We start from the raw sequence: 24,894 nt of genomic DNA, 5'->3' as shown, positions 1-24,894 counted from the left end.
CCTCCAGGGTGCCGGGGTGGCCAGCCGGTTTCCAGGTAGTGCTTGTACCAGGATAAAGACACTCTGGTACCAGGCTGAGCGGAGGCGGAGGCTCGGTCCCGTGACTACCACCGCTTCCGTCCGCACCGCGGCCCCGACCGGCCGCCAGGCGCCGCCCGCGGCGCTCGGCACCCTCGGCCTGTTCACCGTCCTCCTCGGCGCCGCGCTCCCCCTCATCGACTTCTTCATCGTCAACGTCGCCCTGCCGTCCATCGACCACGACCTGGCCGCGGGACCGGCGCTCCTGGAGCTGGTCGTCGCCGGGTACGGCCTGGCGTACTCGGTGCTGCTCGTGCTCGGCGGGCGACTCGGCGACCTCTTCGGCCGCCGGCGCCTCTTCCTCGCCGGCATGGCCGCCTTCGGCCTGACCTCGCTCGCCTGCGGCCTCGCCCCGGACGCCTGGACGCTGGTCGCGGCGCGGGTGGCCCAGGGCGCGGCGGCGGCGCTGATGCTGCCGCAGGTGCTCGCGACCATCCACTCCTCGACGGAGGGGCCGCGCCGGGCGCGGGCGCTGAGCCTGTACGGGGCGACGGCCGGTCTCGCGATGGCGGGCGGCCAGATCCTGGGCGGGGTGCTGGTGACCGCCGACATCGCGGGCTCCGGCTGGCGCTCGGTGTTCCTGGTGAACGTGCCGGTGGCGGTGGCGGGCCTGGTCCTCGCCCTGCGCACCGTGCCGGAGACCCGCTCGAACCGTCCGGCGCCGGTGGACGTGCCGGGCACGCTGCTGCTCGCGCTCGCACTCCTTGCCCTGCTCGCGCCGCTGACCGAGGGCCGGGCGGCGGGCTGGCCGCTGTGGACCTGGGTGTCGCTCGCGCTGTTCCCGTTCGCGGCGGGGGCCTTCTGGTGGGTGGAACGGCGGGCGGACCGCCGGGGCGCCGTGCCGCTGGTCCCGCCGAGCCTGCTCGCCCTGGTCCCGCTGCGGCGCGGGCTGATGGTGGTGCTGCCGCTCTCGCTGGGCTTCAGCGGCTTCATGTTCGTGATCGCGGTGGCGCTCCAGCAGGGCCTGGAGACGGGGGCGGTGGCCTCGGGCATGGCGCTCGTGCCGATGGCGCTCGCGTTCTTCGGCGCCTCGCTGGCGGGGCCGCGTCTCGTACGGCGCTGGGGCACCCGGGTGGTGCCGGCGGGGGCCGTGCTCCAGGGGCTCGGTGTGGCCGCCATCGCGTGGTCGGTGGGACACGACTGGCAGGGGCTCTCCGTGTGGGACCTGGTGCCGGGCATGGCGGTGGCGGGTCTCGGTCAGGGGCTCCAGCTGCCGGTGCTGTTCCGGGTGGTGCTGTCCGAGGTCCCGTCGGAGCGGGCGGGCGTGGGCAGCGGGGTCATGGTGACCACGCAGCAGTCGGCGCTGACGCTGGGCGTGGCGACGCTGGGTTCGCTCTTCCTGTCGCTGGCCTCCTCGCCGGCGGAGATGGGAACGGCGCTGAGGACGACGCTCCTGGTCCAGCTGGGTGTGGTGGCGCTGACGCTGCTGCTGAGCCTGCGCCTCCCCCGCACGGTGAAGTGACAGATATTGAAAGCTGTCATCGGTCATGTCATTGTTGTTCCATGACCACGACACCGAAGACCTCCCTCCCCATCCGCCCGCTCGGCACCACCGGCCCCGCCGTCTCCGCGCTCGGCCTCGGCTGCATGGGCATGTCCGCGCTGTACGGCGAGAGCGACCGCGCGGAGTCGATCGCGACGATCCACGCGGCCCTGGACGCCGGGGTCACCCTGCTCGACACGGGCGACTTCTACGGGATGGGCCACAACGAGCTGCTCATCGCCGAGGCACTGCGGACGGCGCCGGCCGCCGCCCGCGAGCGGGCGCTGACCAGCGTGAAGTTCGGCGCCCTGCGCACGGTCGAGGGCGGCTTCACCGGCTACGACGGCCGCCCGGCCGCCGTGAAGAACTTCGCGGCGTACTCGCTCCAGCGCCTCGGCACCGACCACATCGACGTCTACCGGATCGCCCGCGTCGACCCGGAGGTCCCGATCGAGGAGACCGTCGGCGCCATCGCCGAGCTGGTCGAGGCGGGGCACGTCCGGCACATCGGCCTCTCCGAGGTCGGCGCGGACACCCTCCGCCGGGCGGCGGCCGTCGCCCCGATCGCGGACCTCCAGATCGAGTACTCGCTCCTCTCCCGGGGCATCGAGGAGAAGATCCTGCCGACCGCCCGTGAACTGGGCATCGGCATCACCGCGTACGGAGTCCTCTCCCGCGGTCTGATCAGCGGCCACTTCGCCCGGGACCGGCAGCTCGGCGCCGGTGACTTCCGCGGGATGTCCCCCCGCTTCCAGGGCGAGAACCTCGGCCGGAACCTGGACCTGGTGGACCGGCTGCGCGCGGTCGCCGAGGCCAAGGGCGTCACGGTCGCCCAGACCGCGATCGCCTGGGTCCTCGCCCAGGGCCGGGACATCGTGCCCCTGGTCGGCGCCCGCCGCCGCGACCGGCTCGCGGAGGCGCTCGGCGCCCTGGACGTCACGCTCGACGCCGCCGACCTGGCCGCGATCGAGGAGGCCGTCCCGGCGGGCGCGGCGGCCGGCGCCCGCTACCCGGAGGTCCAGATGTCCCACCTGGACAGCGAGCACTGACGGGTACTGTCATTGCATGGCCGCCACCGAGACCCTGACCGCAGAGCGCATCCTCGAAGCCACCGAGGAGGTGCTGCGGCGCTACGGCCCGGCGAAGGCGACCGTCGTCGACGTGGCCCGGGTCCTCGGCGTCAGTCACGGCAGCGTCTACCGCCACTTCCGCACCAAGGCGGCGCTGCGCGAGGCGGTCACCGAGCGGTGGCTGGAGCGGACCGTCACCGAGCTCCGGCCGTACGCCGAGGGCGACGGTCCGGCGGACCGGCGGCTGACCGGCTGGCTCACGGCCCTCTTCGCCCTCAAGCGCAAGAAGGCGGGCGGCGATCCGGAGCTGATGGCCACCTTCCAGGTGCTGATCGGCGAGAACAGCGAGGTCGTCGACCGGCACGAGGAGCACCTCGTCGAGCAGATCGCCCACATCCTGGAGGACGGTCACCGCGAGGGCCTGTTCACGGCCCCGGAGCGGGACTTCACGACCACGGCGCGCGCGGTCTTCCACGCCACGGACCGCTTCCACAACCCGGCGCACGCGGCCGACTGGTCGGCCCCGGACGTCGAGGACGCGTTCACGGCGGTCGTCTCCCTGGTGCAGCGAGCACTACGGGCCTGAAAAACCTCCCGTTTTGAAGATCATTTGGCGTGGAGTTTCCCCTTCCCTGTCCGGTGCATGACTAGCGTTCTCCCGCACCGCGACCGCAAGACCGTAGAAACACCCAGGGGGAACCATGTCCACACCCGCCAAGCCGGCCCGATCAGGCGGGGCCTCCGCGATCGGGTGGGTCCTCACCATCGGCCTCAACGTCGTCGCGCCGATCGTCACGTACAACACGCTGACGGAGGACCACGGTTGGTCCGAGTTCTCCGCCCTGCTCCTCAGCAGCGCGTGGCCGGTCCTCGACACCGCGATCATGGCCGCCTGGCGCCGCAAGATCGACGAGTTCGCCATGGTCACCCTGGTCTTCCTGGTGATCACGGCCGTGGTCTCGCTGGTCGGCGCCCACACCGCCCGCGCGCTCCTGATCAAGGACTCGTCGGTCACGGGTCTGTTCGGCCTGCTCTGCCTGGTGACGCTGCTCGCCCCGCGCCCGCTGATGTTCTACTTCGGCCGCAAGTTCGCGACCGACGGCACCCCGGCGAGCACGGCCTGGTGGAACGGCATGTGGCAGTTCGAGGGCTTCCGCTCCACCATGCGCACGATGACGCTGGTGTGGGGCGTGGCGTACGTGACGGAGGCGCTGGTCCGCATCGCCCTCGCGTACGCGCTGCCGACCAAGACCATGGTCACGCTCAGCCCGATCATGATCTACGGAGTCCTCGGCGCCCTCGGCGTGTGGACGGCCTGGTTCGGGAAGCGCCGCGCGGCGGAGGGGGCCCGGCGCCAGGCCGAGGCGGAGGCGGCCGCCGCGGCGGCGATCGCCTGACGCACAGGGGAAAGCCCCCGGTTCCGAGACGGGACCGGGGGCTTTCCCGTGCGAGCGAGAGGGCGACCGGATTCAGCAGCCCAGCAGACGGCTGCCCAGGTAGCCCTGGATCTGGTCGAGGGAGACGCGCTCCTGCTTCATGGTGTCGCGCTCGCGCACGGTCACCGCGTTGTCGTCGAGGGTGTCGAAGTCGACGGTCACGCAGAACGGCGTGCCGATCTCGTCCTGACGGCGGTAGCGGCGGCCGATGGCGCCGGCGTCGTCGAACTCGATGTTCCAGTTCTGACGCAGGTCCGCCGCGAGGCCCTTGGCCTTCGGGGAGAGCTGCGCGTTGCGGGAGAGCGGGAGGACCGCGACCTTGACCGGGGCCAGGCGGTGGTCGAGGCGCAGCACGGTGCGCTTCTCCATGACGCCCTTGGCGTTCGGGGCCTCGTCCTCGATGTACGCGTCGAGCAGGAAGGCCAGCATCGCGCGGCCGACACCGGCCGCGGGCTCGATGACGTACGGCGTGTAGCGCTCGCCGGTCTCCTGCTCGTGGAACATCAGGTTGGCGCCGGAGGCCTTGGCGTGGGCGCTCAGGTCGTAGTCGGTGCGGTTGGCGACGCCCTCGAGCTCGCCCCACTCGCTGCCGCCGAAGGAGAAGCGGTACTCGATGTCGGCGGTGCGCTTCGAGTAGTGGGAGAGCTTCTCCTGCGGGTGCTCGTACCAGCGCATGTTCTCCTCACGGAGACCCAGGCCGGTGTACCAGTTCCAGCGCTGCTCCATCCAGTACTCCTGCCACTGCTCGTCCTCGCCCGGCTTGACGAAGAACTCCATCTCCATCTGCTCGAACTCGCGCGTGCGGAAGATGAAGTTGCCCGGAGTGATCTCGTTCCGGAAGGACTTGCCCATCTGCGCGATGCCGAACGGGGGCTTCTTGCGCGCGGTGGTCTGCACCTGGGCGAAGTTGGTGAAGATGCCCTGGGCGGTCTCGGGGCGCAGGTACGCGACGGAGCCGGTGTCCTGGGTCGGGCCGAGGTGCGTGGAGAGCAGGCCGGAGAACTGCTTGGGCTCGGTGAAGGTGCCCTTGTTGCCGCAGTTGGGGCAGTTGAGGTCGGTGAGGCTCTCGGGGAGACGGCCGTGCTTCTCCTCGTACGCCTCCTCCAGGTGGTCGGCGCGGAAGCGCTTGTGGCAGGAGGTGCACTCGGTCAGCGGGTCGGTGAAGGTCGCGACGTGACCGGACGCCTCCCACACCTCGGTGGCCAGGATGACGGACGAGTCGATGCCGACGACGTCCTCGCGCGCGGTGACCATGTAACGCCACCACTGGCGCTTCAGGTTCTCCTTCAGCTCGACACCCAGCGGTCCGTAGTCCCAGGCGGCACGCTGGCCGCCGTAGATCTCGCTGCACGGGTAGACGAAGCCACGGCGCTTGCTCAGGCTGACGATGGTGTCGATCTTGTCGGCGGCCACGGTGCTCTCTTCATTACGACGACGAAGTGCGAATGCCACAGGTTACCGGCGCGCACGCCCCCCGTATCAAATCGGTTCCGCCCCCGGGACCCGGTGGCCGGGAACACAGACAGGGCAATTGACAACCGTTTCCATCTTTGTTGAAAATGACTGTCATGAACGTACGTCGCCTGATACCCACCACCGCCCTCGCCGGAGCCGTCGCGCTCGGCGTCGTCTCCCTCTCCGCCTGCTCCGGGACCTCCGACGCCGCGGACAAGGGGAGCGGCGGCAAGCTGGACGTGGTGGCGTCGTTCTACCCCATGCAGTACCTGGCCGAGCAGATAGGCGGCGGCCACGTCGCCGTGAACACGCTCACCAAGCCCGGCGTCGAACCCCACGACCTGGAGCTCAAGCCGAAGCAGATCGGCGAGCTCGGCGAGGCCGACGTCATCCTCTACCTCAAGGGCATCCAGCCCGCCGTCGACGACGCCATCGCCCAGGCCGGCGTGAAGAACACGATCGACGCCGCCACCCTCACCAAACTCGAGGAGCACGGCACCGGGGTCGGCCACGACCACGGGGGCGAAGAGGCCCACGAGGGCGAGGTCGGCGCCGACCCCCACGTCTGGCTCGACCCCGTGAAGTACGCCGAGGTCGCCAAGGGCGTCGGCAGCGCCCTGGAGAAGGCGGACCCGGACCACGCCGCCGACTACAAGAAGAACACCGAAGCCCTGGTGAAGAAGCTCGGCGACCTGAACACGGCGTTCGAGACGGGCCTGAAGAACACCGCCACGAAGACCTTCATCACCACCCACTCCGCCTTCGGCTACCTCGCCGAGCGCTACGGCCTGGAGCAGGAGGGCATCACCGGCATCGACCCCGAGTCCGAGCCGAGCCCCGCCCGCGTCAAGGAACTCCACGACATCGCCGCGAAGGACAAGGTCTCCACCGTCTTCTTCGAGACCCTCGCGAGCGACAAGACCGCGAAGACCCTCGCCGGCGACACCGGTCTGAAGACCGACGTGCTCGACCCGCTGGAGGGAATCACCAAGCAGTCCAAGGGCGATGACTACATCGAGGTCATGCGGTCCAACCTCGCCGCCCTGAAGACCGCGCTCGGCGCCAAGTAGGAGGCAGTCGTGAGCGACAAGCCCGTCATCTCCGTCCGCGGAGCCACGGCGGCCCTCGGCGCGCGCCCCGTCCTCCGGGGCGTCGACCTCGCCGTCCACGCCGGCGAGGTCGTCGCCCTGCTCGGCGCCAACGGCTCCGGCAAGTCCACCGCCGTCCGCTCGATCATCGGCCAGGTCCCGCTGACCGGCGGCACGATCGAGCTGTTCGGCACCGACCGGAAGCGGTTCCGCGACTGGGCCCGCGTCGGCTACGTGCCGCAGCGCACCACCGCCGCCGGTGGCGTCCCCGCCACCATCCGCGAGGTCGTCTCCTCCGGCCGGCTCTCCCGCCGGAAGTTCGGCTGGCTGACGAAGGCCGACCGGGCCGCCGTCGAGCGGGCCATCGACCTCGTCGGCCTCGCCGACCGCGCCGCCGACTCCGTCTCCGCGCTCTCCGGCGGCCAGCACCAGCGGGTCCTCATCGCCCGCGCCCTGGCCTCCGAGCCCGAACTCCTGATCATGGACGAGCCGATGGCCGGCGTGGACCTCGCGAGCCAGGAGATCCTCGCCGCGACCCTGCGCGAGCAGGTCGCCGGCGGCACCTCCGTCCTCCTCGTCCTGCACGAGCTGGGCCCCCTGGAGCCGCTGATCGACCGCGCGGTCGTCCTGCGCGACGGCTGCGTCGTCCACGACGGTCCGCCGCCCGAGGCCCTCGGCCAGCACGCCCTGCCCGGCCACGACCACGTTCATCCGCACGCGGCCGACGAGCCGCTCCGCACGGGACTGCTGACCTGACATGGAATTCCTCAACGACGCCTTCATGCAGCGGGCCCTGCTCGCCGCCCTGCTCATCGGCATCACCGCGCCCGCCGTCGGCGTCTATCTCGTCCAGCGGCGCCAGGCGCTCATGGGCGACGGCATCGGCCACGTCGCGATGACCGGTGTCGGCCTCGGCTTCCTGATGTCGGCCAACCCGGTGTGGATGGCGACCCTGGTCGCCGTCGTCGGCTCGGTCGTCATGGAGCTGATCCGGGCGTACGGCAAGACCCGGGGCGACATGGCGCTCGCGCTGCTCTTCTACGGCGGCATGGCCGGCGGCGTCATGCTGATCAACCTCTCGGACACCGGCTCCAACGCGAACCTGACCTCGTACCTCTTCGGCTCGCTCACCACCGTCTCGCCCGAGGACATCACCGCGATCGGCATCCTGGCCGGCTTCGTGGTCCTGGTCACGGTCGGCCTGCGCCGGCAGCTCTTCGCCGTCAGCCAGGACGAGGAGTTCGCCCGCGTCACCGGCCTGCCGGTGCGCGCCCTGAACCTGCTGATCGCCGTCACGGCCGCGGTGACCGTCACCGTCGCCATGCGGGTCGTCGGCCTGCTCCTGGTCAGCGCGCTGATGGTGGTCCCGGTCGCGGCCGCCCAGTCGCTGTCCCGCTCCTTCCGCACGACCTTCGCGCTCGCGGTCCTCATCGGCGTCACCGTCACGCTGTCCGGCACGGTCACCACGTACTACGTCGACGCCCCGCCCGGCGCGACGATCGTCCTGTACGCGATCGCGGTCTTCATCCTCCTGACCCTGCTCGCCACCCCGCTCGCCAAGCGGCGGGCCCGGGCGGCGGAAGCGGCCACGAAAGCCTGCGACGCGAAGGTTCCGGCCACCCGGCGGCCCACGGACGATGTGAAGGTCTGATCCTCGACTGATCCCGGGGGCACGGGGGGCTGGCAGAATGGCGGGGCAGACAAGCATCCAAGGAGGCCCCCGTGGCGACGGCAGGACCCCCCGTACGCGGCCGCTCGACCAAGCAGCGGGCCGCGGTGTCGGCGGCACTGAACGAGGTGGACGAGTTCCGCAGCGCCCAGGAGCTGCACGACATGCTCAAGCACCGCGGCGACTCCGTCGGCCTCACCACCGTCTACCGCACGCTCCAGTCCCTCGCGGACGCGGGCGAGGTGGACGCGCTGCGCACCAGCGACGGCGAGACGGTCTACCGCCGCTGCTCGACCGGCGACCACCACCACCATCTGGTCTGCCGCGTCTGCGGCAAGGCCGTGGAGGTGGAGGGCCCGATGGTGGAGCAGTGGGCCGAGACGATCGCCTCGGAGCACGGCTTCGTGAACGTGGCGCACACGGTCGAGATCTTCGGCACGTGCGCGGAGTGCGCCGAGAAGTGACCTGACGTACGAAGGGCCCGCACCGAACCTCTTCGGTGCGGGCCTTTCGTCGTCTCATGCCCTGGTGGTGCTCCGGTCCAGGATGGCCCGCAGCCGCTCCTCGTCGCCGGGGCCGGCGAGCCCGCGCTTGGGCAGGTACGCGAAGCCGGTGCCGGACGTGCGGTCCGTGAAGAGGACGAAGAGCCGGGGCGTCTCCGCGTACCGGGTCAGCAGCGCCCACCGGATCGTCATGTCGGTGTCCCGGGAGATCCACCGCCCGCCGTCCTCGTCCACGACCGCCCGGGCCTCGCCCTGGGATCCGATCAGCCGGAAGAGGCTGCGGGCGGACGCCCACGGCACCAGCTCGGCGCAGGCCACGGCCACCACGCCGAGGAGGACCAGCTTGACGGGCTCCGCCACCTCGCCGACCAGCAGCCCCGCACCGGCCACCAGGAAGGCCAGCGCGCCGACGACGCGGGTGCCCCACCGGAACAACCGCCACCAGCGGGTCGACCGCAGCCTGACCCGTACCGCCTCGTGCACCTCGGCGAACTCGGCCGAGTAGACGAGCTCCAGCTTCTCCCCCACGGCCGGCTCAGGCCTTGTCGAGGACGGCGAGGTCGGCCGGGTCGACGCCGCCGAAGCGACGGTCGCGCTGGGCGTACTCGACGCAGGCCCGCCACAGGTCGCGGCGGTCGAAGTCGGGCCACAGCACGTCCTGGAAGACCATCTCGGCGTACGCGCTCTGCCAGATCAGGTAGTTGGAGGTGCGCTGCTCGCCGCTGGGCCGCAGGAAGAGGTCCACGTCCGGCATGTCCGGGTAGTACAGGTACTTCTGGATGGTCTTCTCGGTGATCTTCGCCGGGTCGAGGCGGCCCGCCTTCACGTCCTCCGCCAGCGCCTGCGCCGCGTCCGTGAGCTCCGCTCGACCGCCGTAGTTCATGCAGAAGTACAGCGTCAGCTTCGTGTTGTCCTTGGTCTGCTCCTGGGCGACCTGGAGCTCCTTGGCGACCGACTTCCACAGCTTGGGCATCCGGCCCACCCAGCGCACGCGGATGCCGAGCTCGTCGAGCTGGTCACGCGTCTTGCGGATGAAGTCGCGGTTGAAGTTCATCAGGAAGCGCACCTCCTCGGGCGAGCGCTTCCAGTTCTCGGTGGAGAAGGCGTACAGCGAGATCGCCCCCACGCCCATCTCGATCGCGCCCTGGAGCACGTCGAGCACCTGCTCGGCGCCGACCTTGTGCCCCTCGGTGCGCGGCAGCCCGCGCTCCTTGGCCCAGCGGCCGTTGCCGTCCATGACGATCGCGACGTGTTCCGGGACCAGCTCGGTCTGGAGCCTCGGCGGGCGTGCACCGGACGGGTGCGGCTCGGGGGTCCTGTACTCCCGACGCTGGCGCCCGAGGAGTCGTGCGATGGCCATGAGTGGTCTCTCCTAGCTTTTCTCTACGTACCGCAGGGAGCGCAGGCCGCGCTCCAGGTGCCAGTGCAGATAGGCGGACACGAGTCCGCTGCCCTCCCTGACGTGACGCGGCTCGCACGCGTCCGCCGTCGCCCAGTCGCCGGTGAGCAGCGCGCTGAGCAGGCCGATGGCCTCCGCAGAGGGTACGACGCTTCCGGGCACCCGGCAGTCGCCGCATATGACCCCGCCCGCCGCGACCGAAAAGAACCGGTTCGGCCCGTGGAGTCCGCATTTCGCGCAGTCGTCGAAGCTGGGCGCGTAGCCGTTCACGGCGAGGGAGCGGAGCAGGAAGGCGTCCAGGATGAGGTGCGGCGCGTGCTCGCCCCGGGCGAGCGTCCGCAGACCGCCGACGAGCAGCAGGTACTGCTGCACGGCGGGCTCGCCCTCGTGGTCGGTGAACCGTTCCGCCGTCTCCAGCATGGCCGTGCCGGCGGTGTACCGGGCGTAGTCGGTGACGATCCCGCTGCCGTACGCGGCGATGGTCTCGCTCTGCGTGCACAGCGGCAGGCCGCGCCCGACCAGCTCACTCCCCCGGGCGAAGAACTGCACGTCCACGTGCGAGAAGGGTTCGAGGCGCGCCCCGAACTTCGACTTCGTCCGGCGCACGCCGCGCGCGACGGCGCGTACGCGGCCGTGACCGCGCGTGAGGATGGTGATGATGCGGTCCGCTTCACCCAGCTTCTGGGTGCGCAGCACGATGCCGTCGTCGCGGAACAGACTCATGCCCCCATTCTCGCGCACACCGACGGAGCCCCGGGCCGGGACCCGGAGCTCCGTCGTGCGGGAGCGGCTCAGTAGCCGCCGGCGTGGACGAGGTGCCCGTAGTAGCGCCCGTCGACGGGCGCGTTCGGGTCGCCCGCGAAGCCGTACGAGGCGGGCCGGGCCGCGGCGTCGGCGCGGAGCTTGGCGATCACACCGGCCGGGGTCGGGTCCGTGCACTGCCCGGTGACGAGGCACAACGCGGCCGTGCCGGCCACGTGCGGCGAGGCCATGGAGGTGCCGGAGAAGACGACGGTGGTGCTGTGGTTGCGGGTGGACCTGATGCACACCCCCGGACCGGCAATGGTGTGGGCGGCGTCCGCGTCGCTGACGGCGAAGCTGGAGAAGTTCGCCGCGGTGTCGTCCTGGTTGCTCGTCCGGCAGGTCGCGGCGGCACCGCCACCGGGCTGCCCGTTGAAGTCGGCCATGGCGGTCACGGTGAGGACCTCGTCGAAGGCGGCGGGGGTGTGGTTGGCGAAGTCGTCGGTGCTGTTGCCGGCCGCGACCACCATCGTGACGCCGGCGGCGACCACGCTGCAGATCGCCTGGTGCTCGGGGTCGTTGTTGGTGAGCCCGCAGTTGCCGTCGTCGGTGCCGTCGCCGCCGAGGCTCATGTTCGCGACCTTGATGCCAAGGCCCGCGGCGTTCTCCTCCAGCCAGTCGAGCCCGCAGAGGATGTTGGAGGCGGATCCGCTGCCGCTGGCGCCGAGCACCTTCACCGAGTACAGCCGGGCGCCGGGCACGACCCCGACGACGTCGTCGCCGTTGTCCCGGGCGGCGACCGTACCGGCCACATGGGTGCCGTGGCCGTTGTTGTCCCGGTAGTCGCCCGGCCGCGAGAGATTCGTGCAGTTGATCCCGCCGGCCACGTTGAGATCGCGGTGCCCGGTGTCGATCCCGGTGTCGAGGATCGCCACCGCCGTGTCGACGTCACCCGTCCCGTTCCCGGAGAGCGTGCTGCTCGCGTCGCCCTGGATCCGGTCCACCCCGGTCGGCAGCACCTGCCGGGTGGCGTGCACGGGCCGGTCGGGCGCCACCGCCTTCACGTTCGGGTCCGCCCGCAGCGCGGCCACCTGGGACTCCGGCATCACCGCGGAGTACCCGACCAGCGCGTGCCGGTACCGGAAGCCCACCCGCACCCCGTGGTCCCGTCCGTGCCCCCGCTCGACCGAGTCGGCCCGGCCGCGTGCCGAGTCGTCGAGGACGACGATGTACCGCCCCTCCGGCTCCGCCGCCCTCGCCCCCGTAAGTCCCCCCACCAGCAATGCCCCTGCCGCCGCGGACACCGCCGCCAGCCGGTACGCCGGTCTCGCGACCCGGCCTCGTCCCACCATGCCGAACACCTCGTCTCCTTTCGTGGTCGACGAACGCGAACTGGTTCGCGGCAACCACGTAACCGGTGCGGCGAGACGCGTGCAGCGCGGGCGCGGCGGATGGACCAACACGCCGCGCAAACCGTGCTTCACCCGAGCGGACTCACGGCACCTCGCCCCGGCTCCGGGCGTTGACGTGCGCCGTGGCCGCGCTCAGCCGCTCCGCCGAGGTGGCCTCCCGCACCCCCTCCGGCTCCACGTCCCACTCCCGGCCGCCGCCCAGCGGACGGATCTGGACATAAGGGCCCTCGCGCCCCATGAGCCTCCCGACCCGTCCGGTGCGGATCTCGACGACGTACGACCCGATGGGCAGCGTCATGAGCGACCCTCCTCCCTCGGCAGTACGGCGGCGGCGAGGAGCCGGGCCGTTTCCACCGTGCAGCATCCCAATTCCACGAGCGGCCGCGGGGCTCCGCCGCGAGCGTGACGACGTCGAGCCCGAGCGAGGGAAGCGTGATTCCCGCCCTCGCGAGGGCCTCGCGCAATTCCGCCACTGCCTCCTGTGCGGTTCCGAGTGCCCCCGTGGTCGCCTTCATGATGTCTTCCTTCACCAACGTATGCCTTTCTGAATCCATTTCCCGCTTCGCCTCTCCAGGGCGGGGGCAGATCCGTAGAATCGGCAGATGCGCAGGCCGTACAACTGCGGCGTGCGGTGGGGAAGTTAGTCCATGGTCAGAGGCAGGCGGCAGGACGCGTGGGAGTTCTTCGGCGAGCTCCCGAAGGAACGCCGGGAGGCTGCGGGGCTCTCGCAGGGCGAACTGGGCAGACGGGTGTTCGTATCCGGGGTGCACATCGGTCTGTTCGAGCAGGGAATTCGAAAGCCGCAGCTGGATGTGGCGCGGTGAATCGACGAAGTCCTGCAAACCGGCGGTATTTTCGAACGTACGCGACGCAAGCTCATCGACAAGTCGCCGTACGCGTCCTATTTCCAGGCCGCCGCCGAGCTGGAGGACATGGAATCGAAGTCACTGCCAAAGGGCCGCTTGGACCGCTCCGCGATCCTCAGGGACGCAGCCGCCCTGTCGCCGGAGGCGTCCCTGCCCCTGATCGAGTCGGTGGCGGAGGACCACGGACGACGCACGCGTACGACCTGAGCAACGCCCGTCGGCGCAAGAGCTCCTACAGTGACGGCGGCGGCAACCGCGTCGAGGTCCTCGACGACATCCCCGGCGTCGTCCCGGTCCGGGACAGCAAGTCGTCGACGGTCCCGTCCTGATCGTGCCGGCCACCGCCCGGGCCGCCCTCGTCGCCGGCATCACGAACCGACCACCGCCGCCCCGTGCCTCAGAACGCGGCGTCCGCGATGCTCAGGTAGCGCTTCGCGATCTCCCTGTCGTCGGTGGTGAGCGGCACGAGCGAGTAGACGAGGCTCCGGCGGAGGTCTCGGGTGGCGAAGACGCCGTTGGTGTAGCCGCCGTAGCTCCCGCTCTTGCCGTACACCTCGGTACCGTCCGGGAGCTTCGCGTACTGCACGCCGCCACGGGTGAAGCCGCGCTCGGCGTGCCGAGGGAGCTCGAACAGCAGTTTCTGCTGGGCCGGCGGCAGGAGGCGGCCGCGCAGCAGCTGTCCCAGGAACCGCTCCAGGTCGGGGGCGTCGGAGACCATTCCGCCCTCGGCCCAGGGCCACGGGTCGGTGGGCGGAAGCTGCGGTGCCAGCGCGGGCGCGCGAAGCGCCGTCTCTCCCCACGCGGGGACGTAGGTGTGGCGCAGGCCCAGCGGGCGGACGATGCGGCGGCTCACCTCATGGGCGTACGAGTGGTGGGTGACCTTCTCGACCACCATGCCGAGGAGGAAGTAGTTGACGCCGTTGTAGACCTGCGGGATGTCGGGTCCGGTGATCGGCTCACCGGCCTCGGGGCACTCGGTGACCGTTCTCACCAGGTCGGCCGGGGTGTACACGGCGTGCGGGTCCCAGCAGGCGGCGCGCGGCAGGCCGCTGGTGTGGCTGATCAGCTGGGCCACGGTGATGGGCTGCCAGTGGGCCGGGAGCGTGCCGGGCAGGAGCCGCTGGACCGGGGTGTCGAGGGAGAGTCTGCCCTCGGCCACGAGCTGGAGCACGACGGTGGAGGTGAACAGCTTGGTGACGCTGCCGATCCGGAAGGAGGCGTCCGGGTCCGCGGAGACCGCGCCCATCGTTCCCGTCCACCGTCCGTCGCGTCCCCCGACGCGGGCCATGGCTCCCGCGAACAGTCCGTCGCCGGGAGTGCCGAGGGAGGCTCGGAGCACGGCCGGGTCGATCCGCTCCGGGACGCCGAGGGCGGCCGGGGCCGGATGCTGCCGGGCCGCCGCACCGGCGGGAAGGGCTGCCGTGACCGTCACCAGAGCGGCGCACACGGCGGCCAGGGCAATCCAACGGGGGCTTCGGGAAAGCGACTTCGTCATGCCCACCAGTCTTTCGGCCGCGCTGGTGACGGCCTATCCGGGATGGCCCTGGAACCACCCCGAGGCGTCCCCTGGGGTGTGACCTCCTCCGCACCGGTTCGGGGTCGGGGGCACGGCCGGTGTCGGGGCCCCGCGGCCTGCCGGTGGGCTTCTGCGCCGGGTGATCGGCCCCTACGATCACCGCCATGTCGATCACCCCCTCCACACCCGTCGTCCAGGGCGCCAAGAAGACCTCCCTCCGGCTCGACGGCGACGCCGTGCTGCTGAGCACCCCGCACGAGGAGGCCCGCGTCCCGCTGGCGGCGATCGAGCGGATCCGGGCCGAGGGGCGGTCGGTCACCGTCGAGCTGACGGCCCCGTCGGGCACCACGCGGTACGTGCACCGGATCGCCGGAGCGAGCGAGGCGGGGGCCGCCATGTTCGCCGAGACCGTGAACGCCGCCCTGCCCGGCGTGGCGGGCCGGGACACCACGGCCGACGGGACCGTGCTCGTCGAGACGCGCACGCTCCCCATGAGCAGACGGACGAGAAAGCTGCGCCGCATCATGGGGCTGTCGGCCGGCGCTCTCGGTCTGCTCGTCGTCGCGTGCGTGCTCGTCGCCGTCGCCGGGGAACCGGTCGCCATGGTCGCCCTCGTACCCGGAGGCCTCGTCCTGACGGGGGCCCTCGCCATCGGCGCGAACGCGCTGGCCAACTGGTACCGCGAGTGGCGCCTGATCCGGCACGGCATCACGACCTTCGCCGCCGAGGTCCCGGACAGGCCGGGAATGTACCTCTACACGGACCCGGCGGGGCTGATCCGCCACGTGTTCACCTGGGCGGGCGGCATCGCCGTCAAGGTCAGCTACGACCCCGTAGACCCGGGGAACGTCGTCCTGCCCAGGACCGCCCTCTTCCGGCGCGGGGAGCTCGCGCTCGGACTGTTCTTCACGCTCTTCGCGCTGGTCGGCTTCGCCGCCCTGGCCACACTGACCGTCGCCGCGTTCGTCGACCCCGAGGCGATCTCCGGAACCGCCTAGCCCTCCTTATGGAAGTCATAAGTTCACCTTATGAGGCCATAGACCGGGGGCGGGTACCACCTCACGCACAGGGTTATTTAGGGTGGCCTAAGTGTCGGCGGCCTCGCCGCCACGTCGCTTGCGAAGGGAAACCCGTCATGCCCCGCCCCCTCCGGGTCGCGATCGTCGGCGCCGGCCCCGCCGGAATCTACGCCGCCGATGCGCTGCTGAAGTCCGAGGCCGCCGCCGAGCCGGGCGTGTCGATCGACCTCTTCGAGCGGATGCCCGCCCCCTTCGGCCTGATCCGCTACGGCGTCGCCCCCGACCACCCCCGCATCAAGGGCATCATCACCGCCCTCCACCAGGTCCTCGACAAGCCGCAGGTCCGCCTCTTCGGCAACGTCGACTACGGCACCGACGTCCACCTCGACGACCTGCGCGCCTTCTACGACGCGGTGATCTTCTCGACCGGCGCCATGGCCGACCGCGAGCTCCGCGTCCCGGGCGTCGAGCTGGACGGCTCGTACGGCGCCGCCGACTTCGCCTCCTGGTACGACGGCCACCCGGACGTGCCGCGCACCTGGCCCCTGCAGGCCGAGAAGGTCGCCGTCCTCGGCGTCGGCAACGTGGCGCTCGACATCGCCCGCATCCTCGCCAAGACGGCCGACGAGCTCCTCCCGACCGAGATCCCGGCGAACGTCTACGACGGCCTCAAGGCCAACAAGGCCGTCGAGATCCACGTCTTCGGCCGCCGCGGCCCGGCGCAGGCGAAGTTCAGCCCCATGGAGCTGCGCGAGCTCGACCACTCGCCGAACATCGAGGTCATCGTCAACCCCGAGGACATCGACTACGACGAGGGCTCGATCGCCGAGCGCCGCAAGAACAAGCAGACCGACATGGTCGCCAAGACCCTGGAGAACTGGGCGATCCGCGACGTCGGCGACCGTCCGCACAAGCTCTTCCTGCACTTCTTCGAGTCCCCCGTCGAGATCCTCGGCGAGGACGGCCAGGTCGTCGGCCTGCGCACCGAGCGCACCGAGCTCGACGGCACCGGCAACGTCAAGGGCACCGGCCAGACCACGGACTGGGACGTCCAGGCCGTGTACCGCGCCGTCGGCTACCTCTCCGACGAGCTGCCCAAGCTCCCCTGGGACGCCGTCTCCGGCACCGTCCCGGACGAGGGCGGCCGCGTCATCGAGGAGACCGGCGCGCACATGGCCTCCACCTACTGCACCGGCTGGATCCGGCGCGGCCCCGTCGGCCTCATCGGCCACACCAAGGGCGACGCCAACGAGACCGTCGCGAACCTCCTGGACGACTTCGCGAACGGACGCCTGCTCGCCCCGGACGCCCCGGAGGAGGACGCGGTCGTGTCCTTCCTGGAGGGCAAGGGCGTCACGTACACCACCTGGGAGGGCTGGTACGCCCTGGACGCCGCCGAGAAGGCCCTCGGCGAGGCGCAGGGCCGCGAGCGCGTGAAGATCGTCGAGCGCGAGGACATGCTCCGCGCGTCCGGCGTCGACCTCGGCTGACGGACCCGCCCCCCGTCTCCCGGGCCCCCACCGGCACGTGACCGGTGGGGGCCCGGCCGTTTCTCCCCGAGGCCCCGGCCGACGGGCCCGGGGTCGTACGCGCTCCTATCCTGGAAGGACCCGGAAGGGAAGTGAGCGGCGATGGCCGTCCCCGTCGAGCAGGCCCCCGCCGTCGAGCGGGCGCGGACCGCGGCGGCCCGGGAGTCCTGGGCCGAGGCGTACGTACTGCTGCGCGAGGCCGACCGGCACCCCACGCGCGCCCTGACCGCCGAGGACCTCGACGTCCTCTCCGACGCGGCCTGGTGGTCCGGGCACGTCGACGAGTCCGTCGCCGCCCGGCTGCGGACGCACGCCGCGTACGTCGCGGCCCATGACCACCGGGGCGCCGGCCTCGCCGCCTGGTGGCTCCACTACGAGTACGCCGGCCTCGGGCGTCCCGCGGCCGCGGCCGGCTGGCTGCACCGCGCCCGGCACCACCTGGAGGGCCTGCCGCCCGGCCCCGAGCACTGCTTCCTCGCCTGGACGGACGCCGAGGAGGCCACCGCGCGCGGCGACCACGCGGCGGCCCTCGCGGCGACCGGCCGCATGACCCGCCTCGCCCTGCGCGCCCAGAGCCCCGACCTGCTGGCCCTCGCCCGCCAGGCCACCGCCGCCGCCCTCCTGGCCCAGGGCCGCCGCGCCGAGGCGCTGACCCACCTCGACGAGGCGATGTGCGCGGTGACGGCGGGCGAACTGAGCGGCATGTTCACGGGCTTCCTGTACTGCCTGGCCATCACCCAGTGCATGGAGTCCGCGGACTTCGCCCGCGCCGTGGAATGGACGAACGCCGCGATGGAGTGGTGCGCCCCGCCGTGGACGGGCCGCCGCGACGAGGAGACGCCGCCGCTCGGTGTCACGCCCTCCGGCGAGAACCCCTTCCGGGGTGTGTGCCGGGCGCACCGGGTCGCGGTGCTCGACCTCCTCGGGGCATGGGCGCTCGCCGAGGCGGAGGCCCGGCAGGCGTGCCGGGAGGTGCCGGTGGACTGCCTGGAGTCGGCGGCCGCCGCGTACTACGCCGCCGGGGACGTCCAGCGGCGCCAGGGCCGTCTGGAGGAGGCCGCCGTCTCGTACGCCCACGCCCACGAACTGGGCCGGATCCCGCAGCCGGGCCTCGCGCTGCTGCGCCTCGCCCAGGGCCGGGCCGAGGCCGCCGTGGTCGGCGTCGACCTGGCGCTGGCCTGCCAGAGCGACCCCCGCCACGACCTCCTCGGCCGGGCCCGGCTGCTCGCCGCCCGCACCGAGGTGGCCCTCGCCGTGCGTGACGTGCCCGGGGCGGCGGGCGCGGCGGCGGAGCTGGAGGTGCTGGCCGGGGACGTACCGCTGCTCCGGGCGATGGCCGACACGGCGCGGGGCGCGGTGGCCCTGGCGGAGGCCCGGCCGGAGCCCGCGCTGCGGCTGCTGCGCCGGGCGCTCGCCGGCTGGCTGGAGCTGCGCGTGCCGTACGAGGCGGCGCAGGTACGGATGCTGCTCGCGGCGGCCGACCGGACCGTGGGCGACGAGGAGGCGGCCCGCCTGGAGCTGGGCGCGGCACGGGCGGTGTTCGAGCGGCTCGGGGCCGGGCCGGACGCCCGGCGGGCGGCGGCCCTGCTGACCGGCGGGGCGCGAAGGCGACTGCCGGGCGGGCTGACGGCGCGGGAGGCGGAGGTGCTGCGGCTCGTCGCCTCGGGCGGGACGAACAAGGAGATCGCGCGGGCGCTGGTGATCAGCGAGCACACGGTGGGCCGCCACCTGAACAACATCTTCGCGAAGCTGGGCGTGGGTTCCCGCACGGCAGCCACGGCGTACGCGTACGCCCACGACCTGGTCTGACGGGCCGCCCCGTTGTGGGCAATCGTTCCGCTGGGGCGGTGCCCCCCTCGCGCCCCCGTTGTGGGCGCGTGCCCGCCGGGACGGTGCCCACCCCTCGCCCACCCCGTTGTGGGCATGCGTTCCGCCGGGGCGGAACGGGTGGGCACAACGGAACGGCGCCCTTGCCGGGCCCAGGCTCCCGCGCCCTCACCCGCACCACTCTGTGCGCCTAGCTCGTGGTGCGGGTCCAGGCGCGGAACGCGGAGGCGCCGCTCAGGGCGCCGTCCCGTGTGCCCACCCTCCCCCAAGCTCTCGGCTTCGCTCGAGCAGGGGGGACCCCCTCGCCCCAGCGGGACGATTGCCCACACGGGCGGGAGTGGGGCACCGCCGGGGGCGGCCCACACGGCGGGGTGGGTGGGGGCACCGCCCCGCCGGCGCGCCCCCACCCGGGGTGGACGGGGACACCGCCCACCCCGGGGATGGGTCGAATCGCCCACCCCGCCCGCGCCGCAGCATGGGCGGTTCCGGCGATGCGGGCCCCGGCCCCGGCGGGCTACACCGGGAGCATGACCACCACCACCCACCCCCTGGACGCGCTTCGCGGTGCCGTGCGCGGCACCGTCGTGACCCGCGGTGACCCGTCGTACGACGTCTCCCGCCGGGTCTACAACGCCCTGCACGACCGCCACCCCGCCGTCGTCGTGCACGCCGTGGACGCAGGCGACGTGATCGCCGCGGTGCTGTACGCCCGGGAGCACGAGCTCCCGCTGGCCGTGCGCGGCGGCTCCCACGCGGTCGCCGGCTTCGGCACCGTGGACGACGGTCTGGTCGTCGACCTGTCCCGGATGCGCGGCGTCCGGGTCGACCCGGAGGCCCGTACGGCGCGGGCCGAGGGCGGCGCCACCTGGGGCGACTTCAACCACGCGACCCACGCCTTCGGGCTCGCCACCACCGGCGGAGTGGTCTCGACGACCGGCCTCGGCGGTCTGACGCTCGGCGGCGGCATGGGGCATCTGGCCCGGCGCTGCGGCCTGAGCTGCGACAACCTGATCGCGGCGGACGTGGTGACCGCCGAGGGCACGCTCGTCTCCTGCGACCGGGACCGGCACCCCGACCTGTTCTGGGCGCTGCGCGGCGGCGGCGGGAACTTCGGTGTCGTCACCTCGCTCGCGTACCGGCTGCACCCCGTCGACGTGATCCTCGGCGGGATCACCTGCTATCCGCTCGACGGGGACGTGGCCCGCGCCTGGCGGGAGATGAACGCCGCCGCGCCGGTCGAACTGAACGTGATCCTCGTCCTGGCGCTGGGCCCGGAGGAGCCGTTCCTGCCGGAGCGGTGGCACGGGCGCCCGATCTGCGCCGCGTTCACCTGCTTCAGCGGCCCGCCGACGGAGGACGAGAAGGTCCTCGCCCGCTTGGACGGACTGGGTCCGGTCATCGGCCGGTTCATGGACCGGATGCCGTACCCCCTGGTCAACACCCTCTTCGACGAGCAGCTGCCGCCCGGGCTCTACCACTACTGGAAGGGCAATTTCAGCCGCGAGCTGTCGGACGGGGCGATCGCGGCCCACATGGAGTTCGGCGCGACGATGCCGTCGATGGAGTCGGACACGGCGATCTTCCCGATCGACGGCGCCTGCCACGAGGTGGGACCGGAGGAGACCGCGTTCGCCTACCGGGACGCCGCCTTCTCGCACTCCTTCGGCGGCACGTGGACCGACCCTGCGGACTCGGAGCGGAACATCGCCTGGACCCGCGCCTACGACAGGGCGCTGCGCCCGCACACCCAGGAGGGCGGCTACGTGAACTTCATGGACACCGACGACCAGGACCGGGTGCGGGTGAACTACCGCCAGAACTACGACCGGCTGCGTGCGGTCAAGCGCCGGTACGACCCCGACAACGTGTTCCGGCTGAACCAGAACGTCGTCCCCTAGGAGACGGTGCGGGCCGAGGCGAGGAGGCGGACGGTGTCCTCGGGGGCGAGCGCGAGGGCGTTGCCGACGGTCCCGAGGACCTCCGTCTCGGCCGGGGCGTAGGGCCCGTCGGCGAGGGCGATCCGGGCGGCCTGGAGCAGGATCGACTCCCGCCCGGCGGGCGCCAGGTGCGGGGTGAGCGGCTCCAGGGCCTCGTGGAGCTCGATCGACAGGAGCGTGCCCTCGGGGTTCACCTCGGGCATGAAGCGTCCGGTGTCGGCCTCCAGTGCCTCGACGAGGTCGACGAGCTGGACGGCCGTGCACTCGGCGAAGCCGGCGGACCGGACGGCGGTGACGGCCCGGTCCAGGACCTCGCGGGAGTCGGTGCCGCCGGCCGCGAGGACGGCGAGGGCGACGGTGTGCACGGCGTCCCGCAGCATCGCGGAGAAGCGGCTCGTCGTCGGGTGGTCGAGCACCTCCGTACCGAAGTGCGTGTGGCAGGCCGCGCACTCGACGACGGGGCCGGTACAGCCCCGGGGCAGGACGGGGACGCCCAGGACGGCGAATCTGCGGCGGCCGGTGCGCCGCCGGTAATTGCGGTCGCCCCCGCACTCCTCGCAGAAGAACTCGCCGTCTCCGACCGTGTTCCAGGAGGTGCGGATCCCGCAGACGCCCACTTTCCCACCACGTGAATTCCGGGCAGATCGCACACGCACCTCCTCAACGGCCCGGCTGCACTGCCGGCGTTGGCGTGATGTTAGCCACATCCTTGATGTGACGTCAGCACCCCGTGGGGACTTCGCCCCGGAGATGGCCGAGACACGTCACCGGTTCGGGAGGCCTCCGTGAGCGCGGCGGCGGCGCTTCGCAAAGGCCAGGAAGCCTCCGCCGAGGGCGACGGCGGCCACGGCGGCGCCGATCGCTCCGGGCCCGATGGCCGAACCGGTCGTCGCGAGATCACCCTCCGGGGTGGCGGAGGGAGCCGGCGTCGGCATTCCGGCTTCCTCAAGCGAACGTCAGCTCGGCCCGGCCCTGAAGGGCCGGGCTTGGAGGTAGGGCATCACCGGCTGTGATGTGGCCTCCTCCGTCCGGACCACCTATGGGGTGGCTGGGACGCGTGACTCACGCCCCGCAGTCCACACGGCTTCGCCCTTGCGGTCGATGTCGTGGGACGCGTTGTCGTCCGCGTCGGCGAGGAACCCGCAGGCCCTGCACGCGAACGTTGCCTGATCGACCCGGTTCTTCCGGTCGAGGTGTCCGCCCTCGGAGCAGGTTTGGCTGGTGTACGCCGGATCGACGTACACCAGCGGCACCCCGGTCCGCAGCGCCTTGTGGGCGATGAACCGGCCCAGCTGGTGAAAGCCCCACGAGTGCGGTGGTGCCCGCTGGTCCCTGCGGAGCCGTACCCGGTCGCGGATGCCCGTGAGGTCTTCCAGGGCGATGCCGCGGCCGGTGCGTTCAGCGGTGGTGACGATCTGCTTCGCGATGATGTGGTTGACGTTCGCGGCGTGACGCTGCTCGCGCCGGCTGCGCCGCTTGAGCAGGCGTTTGGCGGACTTGGTGCCCTTGGCCTGGAGCTTGCGGCGCAGTTCCAGCTGGCGCTTGCGGTGCCGGTTCAGGCCGCGCCCGGCGGCCCGATAGCCGGTGGACGTGGTCGCGATGTTGACGATCCCGAGGTCTACGCCGATGAATCCGGACGGATTCTCGTTGAGCGGGGCCTTGCGCAGTTCGTACTCACGCGGCACACCGCGCTCGAACGCCACCTGCGACACCCGGTTCGCCGGCTCACCGGCCGTGCGCAGGGTCACACCGATGACAGGTGCCCGCACGGCATCCGGCACCGACTTGACCCGCACGGCGATCTTCACGCCATCGACCTGGCCCGCACCAGTGACAACACCGCACATAGGCCCGGGCTGTGACGCGGCTCGCCGAGAGAGCTGCCCCGCACCCTCCGGGAGGAAGGGTGCGGGGCAGCGGTCGTGAAGCGCGTCAGCGCATCGGAGGCGTCAGCGGGCGGAGCGGTTGACCGCCGAGATGACCGCCTTCAGGGAGGCGCGGGTGGTGTTGGCGTCGATGCCGATGCCCCACAGGACCTTGCCGTCGATGGCGCACTCGATGTACGAGGCGGCCTGCGCGGAGGCGCCCTCGCTCATCGTGTGCTCCTGGTAGTCCAGCAGGCGGGCGTCGACGCCGATGGACTGCAGCGCGGCGAAGAACGCGGAGATCGGACCGTTGCCGGAGCCCGTCAGGACGGTGTCGACGCCGTCGACGATCGCCTCGACGGTCAGGGTGTCCGTGCCGTCAGTGTCGGAGGTGGACTGGCCGGAGCGCAGCTGGATGCGTCCCCAACGAGCCGCAGTGTTGTCCGGGTTGGGCAGGTACTCGTCCTGGAAGACGGCCCAGATCGCGGCCGGCGTGACCTCGCCGCCCTCGGTGTCGGTCTTCTGCTGGATGATCTTCGAGAACTCGATCTGCATCCGGCGCGGCAGGTCCAGCTTGTGGTCGTTCTTCAGGACGTACGCGATGCCGCCCTTGCCGGACTGCGAGTTGACCCGGATGACGGCCTCGTAGGAGCGGCCGACGTCCTTCGGGTCGATCGGCAGGTACGGCACGGCCCACTCGATCTCGTCGACGGTCTTGCCCTGGGCGGCCGCGTCGGCCTCCATGGCGTCGAAGCCCTTCTTGATGGCGTCCTGGTGGGAGCCGGAGAAGGCGGTGTAGACCAGGTCGCCCGCGTAGGGGTGGCGCGGGTGGACCTCCATCTGGTTGCAGTACTCGGAGGTGCGGCGGATCTCGTCGATCTGGGAGAAGTCGATCTGCGGGTCGACGCCCTGCGAGAAGAGGTTCATGCCCAGCGTCACCAGGTCGACGTTGCCGGTCCGCTCGCCCTGGCCGAACAGGCAGCCCTCGACGCGGTCCGCGCCCGCCATGACGGCCAGCTCGGCCGCCGCCACGGCGGTGCCGCGGTCGTTGTGCGGGTGGACGGAGATGCAGATGTGCTCGCGGCGGGTCAGGTTCCGGGCCATCCACTCGAACCGGTCCGCGTGCGTGGACGGCGTCGAACGCTCCACGGTGGCGGGCAGGTTGAGGATGATCTCGCGGCCCGGGCCGGGCTGCCAGACGTCACAGACCGCCTCGCAGACCTCCAGGGCGAAGTCCAGCTCGGTGTCGGTGAAGATCTCGGGGCTGTACTGGTAGCCGAAGGCCGTCTCCGGGCCCAGCAGCTTCTCCGCGTACTCCATCACCAGTCGCGTGCCGTCCACGGCGATCTGCTTGATCTGCTCCTTCGAGCCGCGGAAGACGACCCGGCGGAAGGTGGGCGCGGTCGCGTTGTACAGGTGGACGGTGGCGCGCTTGGCGCCGATCAGGGACTCCACGGTCCGCTCGATCAGGTCCTCGCGGGCCTGGGTCAGGACGGAGATGGTGACGTCGTCCGGGATCGCGCCCTCTTCGATGATGGAGCGCACGAACGCGAAGTCGGTCTCGCCGGAGGAGGGGAAGCCGACCTCGATCTCCTTGTAGCCCATGCGTACGAGCAGGTCGAACATCTCGCGCTTGCGGGCCGGGGACATCGGGTCGATCAGGGCCTGGTTGCCGTCGCGCAGGTCGGTGGACAGCCAGCGGGGCGCCTTGGTGATGCGCTTCTCGGGCCAGGTCCGGTCGGGGATGACCACGGCCTCGTACCGGCCGTACTTGTGGATCGGCATCCCGGACGGCTGCTGCGTGTGGGTCGCGTTGGTGATGGGCGTCGGACGGCTGACGAAAGGCGACTGGGACATTGCGTAGGGCTCCTCGGGGGTCCTGCGGAGTAGGGGGTCCCCCCTGCTCGAGCGAAGCCGAGAGCTCGGGGGAGGCCGACTGTCGAACGCAACACCAAAACCCGCGGGGAGGGGGTCGGCCTACGACTACAGGCCCTCGCCGCG

At 71.8% G+C, this 24,894-nt stretch carries 23 protein-coding genes and 2 pseudogenes; 14 read left to right on the top strand and 11 right to left on the bottom strand.

Features of this window, described 5'->3' with window-relative positions:
- Nucleotides 1-100 precede the first annotated feature (100 nt).
- From BLW86_RS25510 to BLW86_RS25495, 4 genes are all read left to right on the top strand, one after another.
- Nucleotides 101-1,540 (top strand): MFS transporter, encoded by a 1,440-nt coding sequence (locus BLW86_RS25510; RefSeq protein WP_256341421.1) that lies wholly within the window; start codon nucleotides 101-103, stop codon nucleotides 1,538-1,540.
- A 41-nt stretch (nucleotides 1,541-1,581) separates the two neighbouring features.
- A complete protein-coding gene (locus tag BLW86_RS25505; RefSeq protein WP_093876200.1) occupies nucleotides 1,582-2,610 on the top strand; it encodes an aldo/keto reductase in 1,029 nt (342 codons plus the stop codon).
- 16 nt (nucleotides 2,611-2,626) lie between these two features.
- Nucleotides 2,627-3,217 carry a TetR/AcrR family transcriptional regulator gene (locus BLW86_RS25500; protein WP_093876199.1) on the top strand — a complete coding sequence of 197 codons (591 nt, stop codon included), beginning with the start codon at nucleotides 2,627-2,629 and terminating at the stop codon, nucleotides 3,215-3,217.
- 115 nt (nucleotides 3,218-3,332) lie between these two features.
- Complete coding sequence (locus tag BLW86_RS25495; RefSeq protein ID WP_093876198.1) at nucleotides 3,333-4,028, top strand: VC0807 family protein; 696 nt, start codon at nucleotides 3,333-3,335, stop codon at nucleotides 4,026-4,028.
- A 72-nt stretch (nucleotides 4,029-4,100) separates the two neighbouring features.
- Here the strand turns inward: BLW86_RS25495 and BLW86_RS25490 are convergent, their stop codons facing one another.
- On the bottom strand, nucleotides 4,101-5,480 hold the full coding sequence (locus BLW86_RS25490) for a glycine--tRNA ligase (protein ID WP_093876197.1): 1,380 nt from the start codon (nucleotides 5,478-5,480) through the stop codon (nucleotides 4,101-4,103).
- Between the two features lie 155 nt (nucleotides 5,481-5,635).
- On the opposite strand from BLW86_RS25490, the gene BLW86_RS25485 reads away from it, so the two are divergent.
- The 4 genes from BLW86_RS25485 to BLW86_RS25470 all read left to right on the top strand — a co-directional run bounded on the left by BLW86_RS25485 (nucleotide 5,636) and on the right by BLW86_RS25470 (nucleotide 8,743).
- The gene (locus BLW86_RS25485) at nucleotides 5,636-6,592 is read left to right on the top strand and encodes a metal ABC transporter substrate-binding protein (protein WP_093876196.1); all 957 of its coding nucleotides are present in this window, start codon (nucleotides 5,636-5,638) and stop codon (nucleotides 6,590-6,592) included.
- A 9-nt stretch (nucleotides 6,593-6,601) separates the two neighbouring features.
- Nucleotides 6,602-7,366, top strand: a complete 765-nt coding sequence (locus BLW86_RS25480) for a metal ABC transporter ATP-binding protein (protein ID WP_093876195.1) — start codon at nucleotides 6,602-6,604, stop codon at nucleotides 7,364-7,366.
- A gap of 1 nt (nucleotide 7,367) precedes the next feature.
- Nucleotides 7,368-8,261 (top strand): metal ABC transporter permease, encoded by an 894-nt coding sequence (locus BLW86_RS25475; protein WP_093876194.1) that lies wholly within the window; start codon nucleotides 7,368-7,370, stop codon nucleotides 8,259-8,261.
- 71 nt (nucleotides 8,262-8,332) lie between these two features.
- The gene (locus tag BLW86_RS25470; protein WP_093876193.1) at nucleotides 8,333-8,743 is read left to right on the top strand and encodes a Fur family transcriptional regulator; all 411 of its coding nucleotides are present in this window, start codon (nucleotides 8,333-8,335) and stop codon (nucleotides 8,741-8,743) included.
- Between the two features lie 54 nt (nucleotides 8,744-8,797).
- Here BLW86_RS25470 and BLW86_RS25465 read toward each other — a convergent pair whose 3' ends face one another.
- The 5 genes from BLW86_RS25465 to BLW86_RS25445 all read right to left on the bottom strand — a co-directional run bounded on the left by BLW86_RS25465 (nucleotide 8,798) and on the right by BLW86_RS25445 (nucleotide 12,632).
- Nucleotides 8,798-9,310 (bottom strand): YcxB family protein, encoded by a 513-nt coding sequence (locus BLW86_RS25465; protein WP_093876192.1) that lies wholly within the window; start codon nucleotides 9,308-9,310, stop codon nucleotides 8,798-8,800.
- Nucleotides 9,311-9,317: 7 nt separating this feature from the next.
- Complete coding sequence (locus BLW86_RS25460) at nucleotides 9,318-10,142, bottom strand: isoprenyl transferase (RefSeq protein WP_093876191.1); 825 nt, start codon at nucleotides 10,140-10,142, stop codon at nucleotides 9,318-9,320.
- A gap of 12 nt (nucleotides 10,143-10,154) precedes the next feature.
- The gene (recO, locus tag BLW86_RS25455) at nucleotides 10,155-10,904 is read right to left on the bottom strand and encodes a DNA repair protein RecO (RefSeq protein WP_093876190.1); all 750 of its coding nucleotides are present in this window, start codon (nucleotides 10,902-10,904) and stop codon (nucleotides 10,155-10,157) included.
- Between the two features lie 68 nt (nucleotides 10,905-10,972).
- Complete coding sequence (locus BLW86_RS25450; RefSeq protein ID WP_177181749.1) at nucleotides 10,973-12,199, bottom strand: S8 family serine peptidase; 1,227 nt, start codon at nucleotides 12,197-12,199, stop codon at nucleotides 10,973-10,975.
- 217 nt (nucleotides 12,200-12,416) lie between these two features.
- Nucleotides 12,417-12,632, bottom strand: a complete 216-nt coding sequence (locus BLW86_RS25445; protein WP_093876188.1) for a hypothetical protein — start codon at nucleotides 12,630-12,632, stop codon at nucleotides 12,417-12,419.
- A 349-nt stretch (nucleotides 12,633-12,981) separates the two neighbouring features.
- Here BLW86_RS25445 and BLW86_RS43300 point away from each other — a divergent pair.
- Both BLW86_RS43300 and BLW86_RS44075 read left to right on the top strand, forming a co-directional pair.
- Nucleotides 12,982-13,278: pseudogene (locus BLW86_RS43300) on the top strand (multiprotein-bridging factor 1 family protein); the annotation flags it as partial.
- On the top strand, nucleotides 13,272-13,529 hold the full coding sequence (locus tag BLW86_RS44075; protein ID WP_371129674.1) for a DUF397 domain-containing protein: 258 nt from the start codon (nucleotides 13,272-13,274) through the stop codon (nucleotides 13,527-13,529). The pseudogene BLW86_RS43300 and the gene BLW86_RS44075, both read left to right, overlap by 7 nt.
- A gap of 68 nt (nucleotides 13,530-13,597) precedes the next feature.
- Here the strand turns inward: BLW86_RS44075 and BLW86_RS25425 are convergent, their stop codons facing one another.
- Nucleotides 13,598-14,695, bottom strand: coding sequence for a serine hydrolase domain-containing protein (locus BLW86_RS25425; protein WP_093876187.1), 1,098 nt, complete (start codon nucleotides 14,693-14,695; stop codon nucleotides 13,598-13,600).
- A gap of 185 nt (nucleotides 14,696-14,880) precedes the next feature.
- Here BLW86_RS25425 and BLW86_RS25420 point away from each other — a divergent pair, with 185 nt between their 5' ends.
- From BLW86_RS25420 to BLW86_RS25405, 4 genes are all read left to right on the top strand, one after another.
- Nucleotides 14,881-15,714, top strand: coding sequence for a hypothetical protein (locus BLW86_RS25420; protein ID WP_093876186.1), 834 nt, complete (start codon nucleotides 14,881-14,883; stop codon nucleotides 15,712-15,714).
- A gap of 137 nt (nucleotides 15,715-15,851) precedes the next feature.
- Nucleotides 15,852-17,225: an FAD-dependent oxidoreductase gene (locus BLW86_RS25415; protein ID WP_093876185.1), complete on the top strand. Its 1,374-nt coding sequence runs from the start codon at nucleotides 15,852-15,854 to the stop codon at nucleotides 17,223-17,225.
- A 141-nt stretch (nucleotides 17,226-17,366) separates the two neighbouring features.
- Complete coding sequence (locus BLW86_RS25410; RefSeq protein ID WP_093876184.1) at nucleotides 17,367-19,073, top strand: LuxR family transcriptional regulator; 1,707 nt, start codon at nucleotides 17,367-17,369, stop codon at nucleotides 19,071-19,073.
- 545 nt (nucleotides 19,074-19,618) lie between these two features.
- Nucleotides 19,619-20,989, top strand: coding sequence for an FAD-binding oxidoreductase (locus BLW86_RS25405; protein WP_093878853.1), 1,371 nt, complete (start codon nucleotides 19,619-19,621; stop codon nucleotides 20,987-20,989).
- On the opposite strand, the gene BLW86_RS25400 is transcribed toward BLW86_RS25405, so the two are convergent.
- The 4 genes and pseudogenes from BLW86_RS25400 to leuA all read right to left on the bottom strand — a co-directional run bounded on the left by BLW86_RS25400 (nucleotide 20,986) and on the right by leuA (nucleotide 24,750).
- Nucleotides 20,986-21,678: a TerB family tellurite resistance protein gene (locus tag BLW86_RS25400; RefSeq protein ID WP_093876183.1), complete on the bottom strand. Its 693-nt coding sequence runs from the start codon at nucleotides 21,676-21,678 to the stop codon at nucleotides 20,986-20,988. The genes BLW86_RS25405 and BLW86_RS25400 overlap by 4 nt on opposite strands.
- 114 nt (nucleotides 21,679-21,792) lie before the next feature.
- Nucleotides 21,793-21,963, bottom strand: coding sequence for an LPXTG cell wall anchor domain-containing protein (locus BLW86_RS41040; protein ID WP_256341420.1), 171 nt, complete (start codon nucleotides 21,961-21,963; stop codon nucleotides 21,793-21,795).
- 102 nt (nucleotides 21,964-22,065) lie between these two features.
- Nucleotides 22,066-22,698, bottom strand: a pseudogene (locus tag BLW86_RS25395) (RNA-guided endonuclease InsQ/TnpB family protein); the annotation flags it as partial.
- Nucleotides 22,699-22,977: 279 nt separating this feature from the next.
- Nucleotides 22,978-24,750, bottom strand: coding sequence for a 2-isopropylmalate synthase (gene leuA, locus BLW86_RS25390; RefSeq protein ID WP_093876181.1), 1,773 nt, complete (start codon nucleotides 24,748-24,750; stop codon nucleotides 22,978-22,980).
- Between the last annotated feature and the right edge of the window lie 144 nt (nucleotides 24,751-24,894).

Origin of the sequence: Streptomyces sp. TLI_105, assembly GCF_900105415.1 — a bacterium.
Classification (GTDB): Bacteria; Actinomycetota; Actinomycetes; order Streptomycetales; family Streptomycetaceae; genus Streptomyces.
Note: the sequence above shows the minus strand (reverse complement) of the source record. Positions and strands in the feature narration are given on the sequence as shown.